The sequence below is a fragment of the Cellulomonas sp. P4_B5_2 genome (genome assembly GCF_056402235.1).
Map to the genome: position 1 here is coordinate 1 of NZ_JBFUHU010000354.1, position 6,002 is coordinate 6,002.

Annotated in this window: 5 protein-coding genes and 1 pseudogene; 3 read left to right on the forward strand and 3 right to left on the reverse strand. The window is 74.9% G+C overall.

Features of this window, described 5'->3' with window-relative positions:
• The coding region (locus AC1DUQ_RS19250; protein WP_477074380.1) for a DEAD/DEAH box helicase at positions 1–1,464 on the reverse strand (1,464 nt) is incomplete at its 3' end.
• A gap of 333 nt (positions 1,465–1,797) precedes the next feature.
• On the opposite strand from AC1DUQ_RS19250, the gene AC1DUQ_RS19255 reads away from it, so the two are divergent.
• A complete protein-coding gene (locus AC1DUQ_RS19255) occupies positions 1,798–2,526 on the forward strand; it encodes a ferritin-like fold-containing protein (RefSeq protein WP_477061513.1) in 729 nt (242 codons plus the stop codon).
• A 45-nt stretch (positions 2,527–2,571) separates the two neighbouring features.
• Here AC1DUQ_RS19255 and AC1DUQ_RS19260 read toward each other — a convergent pair.
• Positions 2,572–2,721: pseudogene (locus tag AC1DUQ_RS19260) on the reverse strand (DUF3107 family protein); the annotation flags it as partial.
• 74 nt (positions 2,722–2,795) lie between these two features.
• Complete coding sequence (locus tag AC1DUQ_RS19265) at positions 2,796–3,464, reverse strand: TetR/AcrR family transcriptional regulator (RefSeq protein WP_477061514.1); 669 nt, start codon at positions 3,462–3,464, stop codon at positions 2,796–2,798.
• 167 nt (positions 3,465–3,631) lie between these two features.
• Here AC1DUQ_RS19265 and AC1DUQ_RS19270 point away from each other — a divergent pair, with 167 nt between their 5' ends.
• Together AC1DUQ_RS19270 and AC1DUQ_RS19275 are read left to right on the forward strand one after the other, a co-directional pair.
• A complete protein-coding gene (locus AC1DUQ_RS19270) occupies positions 3,632–4,462 on the forward strand; it encodes a DUF3152 domain-containing protein (RefSeq protein WP_477074378.1) in 831 nt (276 codons plus the stop codon).
• A gap of 64 nt (positions 4,463–4,526) precedes the next feature.
• On the forward strand, positions 4,527–6,002 hold a 1,476-nt coding region (locus tag AC1DUQ_RS19275), incomplete at its 3' end, for a UvrD-helicase domain-containing protein (RefSeq protein ID WP_477074379.1).

Sequence of the window (6,002 nt, forward strand, 5' to 3'; positions counted from 1 at the left end):
CGTCGGCGCCGACGACGCGGACCGCGTCTCGCCGGAGCGCGCGCGGGAGTCGCCGGAGCGAGAGTCGCCCCGACGCGAGTCGCCCCGCCCGCCGCCGCGGATCGCGTCCGAGTGCGTGGTCGCCGGACGCCCCCCGCCGCGCTTGCCCGTCTCGCCGAGGTCCTCGAGCACCTCGGCGCCCAGGCCCTCGCGGGTCTGCTGCGACTTGGGCAGACGTCCCTTGGTGCCCTCGGGGATGTCGAGGTCCTCGTACACGTGCGCCGAGGAGGAGTACGACTCGATCGGCTCCGGGATGCCCAGGCCGAGCGCCTTGTCGATCAGGCCCCAGCGCGGGATGTCGTCCCAGTCCACGAACGTGACCGCGGTGCCCTTGGCGCCCGCGCGGCCCGTGCGGCCGGTGCGGTGCAGGTAGGTCTTCTCGTCCTCGGGGCACTGGTAGTTGATGACGTGCGTGACGGCCTCGACGTCGATGCCGCGGGCGGCCACGTCGGTGGCGACGAGGACGTCGACCTTGCCGTGGCGGAACGCGCGCAGCGCCTGCTCGCGGGCGCCCTGGCCGAGGTCGCCGTGCAGCGCGCCGGCGGCGAAGCCGCGCTCGACCAGGTCGTCGGCCACCTTGGCGGCGGTGCGCTTGGTGCGGGCGAACACGATGGTCAGGCCGCGGCCCCGGGCCTGCAGGATGCGGGCCAGCATCTCGACCTTGTCGAGCGCGTGAGCGCGGTAGACGACCTGCTTGATGTTCTTGACCGTCTGGCCGTCGTCGTCCGGGTCGGCCGCGCGGATGTGCGTCGGCTGCGTCATGTAGCGACGCGCCATCGCGACGACGGCGCCGGGCATGGTGGCCGAGAAGAGCATGGTGTGACGACTGGCCGGCGTGGCCGCGAGGAGGGTCTCGACGTCGGGCAGGAAGCCCAGGTCGAGCATCTCGTCGGCCTCGTCGAGCACGACCGCCTTCACGTGCGACAGGTCGAGGTGCTTCTGCTTGAGCAGGTCGATCATGCGCCCGGGCGTGCCGACGACCACGTCGACGCCGGTGTTCAGCGCGGCGATCTGCGGCYCGTACGCGCGGCCGCCGTAGACCTGCAGCACGCGGACCTTCCGGCGGGAGCTGGCGGTGGCCAGGTCGCCGGCCACCTGGACGGCGAGCTCACGCGTGGGGACGACGACGAGCGCCTGCGGCTTGCCGGCGTGGGGCAGCTGCTCGTAGCCCTCCTCACCGGGGGCGACCACGCGGTGCAGCAGCGGGACGCCGAAGCCGAGGGTCTTGCCGGTGCCGGTCTTGGCCTGGCCGATGATGTCGTGGCCGGACAGCGCGACCGGCAGGGTCATCGCCTGGATGGGGAACGGGTGGGTGATGCCCGCGTCGGCCAGCGCCTGGACGATCTCCGGGCGGACGTCGAAGTCCGCGAACGAGGCCTCGACGGCCTGCACGGAGGACCAGGTGTTCTTCAGGGGGCGGGTCATGGGCTCGGCCAGAGCAGAGACCTGCTCCGGCGTCTCGTCGGTGGTGGTCACGAGGACTCTTCACTGCGAAGGGTGGTGTGCCGCGCGCTGCCGGGGCCGACGGGTGTCGGAGCGTCCCGGGCGACAGCGGAGTTCACCACGCGGGTTGGCCGGCAGCCGATCGTGCAAGTCGACTCGCGCGCGTCGTCCGGACGGGTCCGGGGCTGCGCGAGAATTGGTGTGATCGTCGAACGAACGGGGATACCGAGACGACCGGGCAACCGAATTACCTGCACAGTCTATCCGACGCCTCCCGCCGGCCGGTCGACGCCCCGCCGGGGCTACGATCCTCGGATGACGACGACGCACGCAGGCACCGGTGCCGAGGCCTCCCCGACCGCGACCGCGGCCCCTCCGGTCGGCTCCCTGGAGCACGCGGACGCCGTGGAGCTGCTCGGACTGGTCGCCCAGCTGGAGCACGTCGCGTTCGCCCGCCTCGCAGCCGACTCGGCCCTCGCGCCGACCATCGAGCAGCGCCTCGAGCTCAGCCGGTTCGCCGCTGCCGCCGTCGAGCGACGGGACCGCGTCCTGGCCCGCATCGCCGAGATCGGCGGGGACCCCGTCGCCGCCGTGCGGGTGTACGGCGACGTGCTCGACGACTTCGACGCCCGCACACCCCCCGGCTCCTGGTGGGAGCGGCTGCTCAAGGCGTACGTCGGGTACGGCGTGGCCGACGACTTCTGCCGGCTGGCCGCGGAGGGCCTGGACGCCGGGTCGCGCACGGTGGTGCTCGAGGTGCTCGACGACGCCTCGCACGCGGAGCTGGCCGTCGCGGAGCTTGACGCGGCGGGGTCGGCGGACGGGGTGCTCACCGCGCGGCTCGCCCTGTGGGGTCGACGCCTGGTCGGCGAGGCGCTCGGGGTGGTGCAGAGGCTGCTCGTCCAGCGTCCGGCCCTGGTCCGGCTCGTCGCACTCGGCTCCGCGAGCCAGGCCGACGCCCCGCCGAACGCCCCGACCAAGCTCTTCGGTGAGCTGACCGCCCAGCACACCCGCCGCATGGCCCGCCTGGGCCTGACCGCCTGACGCACGCGAGAGCCCCGCCCGGCCGGATCCGGGCGGGGCGATGACGCGGCGGCCGCGCACGTCCACCAGCTCGAGGGCCGGCCGGCCGCTCAGTGCGGCGGCCACGGCGGCAGCGACCTCGTCCGGCGTCTGGTCGGACTCGAGGCTGATCTCCCGGGGCAGGTTCTGCACGCCGATGGTGATCTCCACCGTCATCTCCTTCACGTCCTTACTCCACGCTGTGGTTCTCGGGCGGCCTCGGCCGGTGGGCCGTGGCACGTCGTCCGATCCTAGGCGTCCTCGTAGACGAAGTCGGGCCGGATCAGGGCGGACACCCCGCCCCAGGCCAGCTGCGTGACCAGCTCGACGGTCCGTTCAGGCCCCACGTCGCTCGGCTGGCGTAGCCGGTGCGTCGCCGCGCCCTGCGCCATCGCGATCAGGGAGATCGCCAGCATGCCCGCGTCGTCCAGCGACAAGGCTGTGACCTGCGAGAGGACCACGGTGATGCGGCGAGCGGCCTCGGAGGAGGCGTGCTCGACGCGGGCGCGCACGTCGGCGTCGTGCGTGACGTCGGACTCGAAGAGCAGCGCGGAGGACTCTCCTGCGCCCTCGACGAACATGATGTACGCCTTGACGATCGCGGCGATGACGTCACGCCCGTCCCCGCGTCGCACCGGCCCCTGCTCGATGCCGGCCACGGCCTTCTCGACCGCGACCAGCAGGTCGGCGCCGTTCTGGTCGACGACGGCCAGGTACAGGTCGAGCTTGGAGGGGAAGTGGCGGTACAGGACGGGCTTGCTGACCTCGGCGCGGTCCGCGATGTCGTCCATCGAGACGTGGTGGAAGCCCTCGGAGGAGAACAGCTCCTGGGCGACGCGGAGCACCTGGGCGCGGCGCTCGTCGCGCGCCATCCGGGGGCTGCGGTGCCTCGGGGTCGAGTCGTCTGTCCCGTCCGTCATCCCGCGATGGTAGCCACGGGATGTGTCCGGGATGCGACGATGGCTCGGTGACGGCCCCGGAACTGCTCCGGACGGACCAGGGATCGACGCGTGCGTCTCGACGCCCGTCGGTCCCTCGTCGTCGTCCGCGCGCGGGCCACCGCCTCCGCTCCGGCTCCGCGCGGCGCATGCTCCCCGGCCTCGTCGCGGTCGCGCTCGGGCTCACGCTCGGTGCGGGCGGCGGGTTGTGGGCGGTGAGCGCGCCGCGTGCCGCCGCGATGGTCGACGACGTGCTGGGGACCTCGTCCGCCGCCCCGGTCGAACCCGTGGAGCGCATCGGCTCGCAGAGCCGGGCGCTCGGCGAGCGGGCGTCGCTCCTGCCGAACCCCGTGGCGGTCCCGCACGGGATGCTGCCGACGGAGCAGCCGCCGAGCATCGTGGCGCTGCCGCCCGGGCTGACCGCCGCCGACGTGGCCGCGGGCCTCCTGTCGAACGAGATCCCCGAGTCGGGACCGGGCACGCTGAGCGTCGTGCCCGGCACGGACCCGGGGCCCGGCACCGGGACGGTCCGCACGGTGCGCGTGGAGGTCGAGGACGGGCTCGCGGTCGACGGTGCCGCCTTCGCGGCGACGGTGATGGCGACCCTGAACGACCCCCGCGGCTGGGGCGCGGACGGCTCGCTGTCGTTCGCGCGCACCGACGGGGAGGCCGAGCTCCGGGTGGTCCTGGCGTCGCCGTCGACCGTGGACGACCTCTGCGCGCCGCTGCGCACCGGCGGGGAGGTGTCCTGCGGGCGCGACGGCCACGCGGTGCTCAACCTGCGTCGGTGGGTCCTGGCGACCGCGGAGCTGGCGCAGGACAAGGTGATGTACCGGCAGTACCTGGTCAACCACGAGGTCGGCCACCTGCTCGGGCACGGGCACGAGCGGTGCGGCGGCGCGGGCCAGCTGGCGCCCCTGATGCAGCAGCAGTCGTACAAGGCGGCGCCCTGCATCCCGAACGCGTGGCCGTTCCCCTGAGCACCTGAGCACGGTGCGCGGGTCGTGCGCACGGGTGTCGGTGGCTCGTGATGGGATCGACCGCGTGACCAGCTCTCCGCACGCCCTGCGCCTCGTGCGCCCGGCGTTCGCGGACGTCCCCGTCAGCGGCCCGGGGGCTGTCGTGGAGCTGGACCCCGACCAGGCGGCGGCGGTGTCCGCCAGGGACCGCGCGCTGCTCGTGCTCGGCGCGCCCGGCACCGGGAAGACGACGGTCGCGCTCGAGGCGGTCGTGGCGGCGGTCGAGGCGGGGATGTCGCCGGAGGACGTGCTCGTCCTGTCGTCGGGTCGCCGGGCGGCGGCGGACCTGCGGGACCGGCTGTCGGCGCGGCTGCGGCGGACCTCGGGGCGACCGCTCGTGCAGACCGCGGCCGCGGCGGCCTTCTCGGTGCTGCGCGCCCGGGCGTCGCTGCTCGGGGAACCGCCGCCCACGCTCGTCTCCGGGGCCGAGCAGGACCTGCTCATCGGCGACCTGCTGGCCGGGCACGCGGCGGGCGAGGGCGTTCCGCTCGCCTGGCCGCCCGAGGTCCGGCCGGACGTGCTGGGCCTGCGCCCGTTCCGCGACGAGCTGCGCGACCTGCTGATGCGCGCCGCCGAGCGCAGCCTGACCCCCGTCGACCTGGCCGCGCTCGCGGACCAGCACGGTYGGCCCGCGTGGGCCAGCGCCGCGCGGCTGTACGAGGAGTACCTCGACGTGGTGCAGCTGCGCACCGGCACGCCGGACCTGGGCGCCCGCCTCGACCCGGCGGTGGTCGTCGACGAGGCGGCGCAGGCGCTGCTGACCTGGGAGGACGAGGTGCCGGGCACGGTCCGCCCGCGCTGGCGGCTCGTGGTGGTGGACGACCACCAGGAGAGCACGTCGGCGACCGCGCGCCTGCTGCGGGTGCTCGCGGACGACGGTGCGCGCGTGCTGCTCCTGGCGGACCCGGACGCGGCGGTGCAGACGTTCCGGGGCGCGACACCGTCGCTGGTCGGCCGAGCCGGTCTCGACGGTCCGGGACCGGGGGAGCTCGGTGCTCGCACGGTCGTGCTGCGCACCGCGTGGCGGCACGACCCGGAGCTGCGCGACGTCGTCGGCCGGATCGCCGAGCGTGTGGGTGCGGTGGGCGGCGTCCAGCACCGGCGCGCGGTCCCGGCGCGGGCGGGCGGCGGGGAGGTCCGGGTCGCCGTGCTGCCGAGCACTGCGCAGGAAGCGGCCTTCGTCGCGCACGCGCTGCGCAGTGCGCACGTGGAGCGGGGCGTCGCGTGGAGCGAGATGGCGGTCGTCGCCCGCTCGGGGGCACAGGTGACCGCGCTGCGGCGCGCGCTTGCCGAGGCGTCCGTGCCGGTGAGCGTGCTGGGCAGCGACGTCCCGCTTCGCGAGGAGCCGGCTGCGCGGCCCGTGCTGGACGCGATGCGCGTGTGCGTCGGTGCAGCCGCGCTCGACGCCACGACGGCCGCGCGCCTGGCCTGCTCGCCCCTCGGGGGCCTCGACGCCGTGGGTCTGCGGCGCGTCCGTCGTGCCCTGCGCACGCACGAGCTC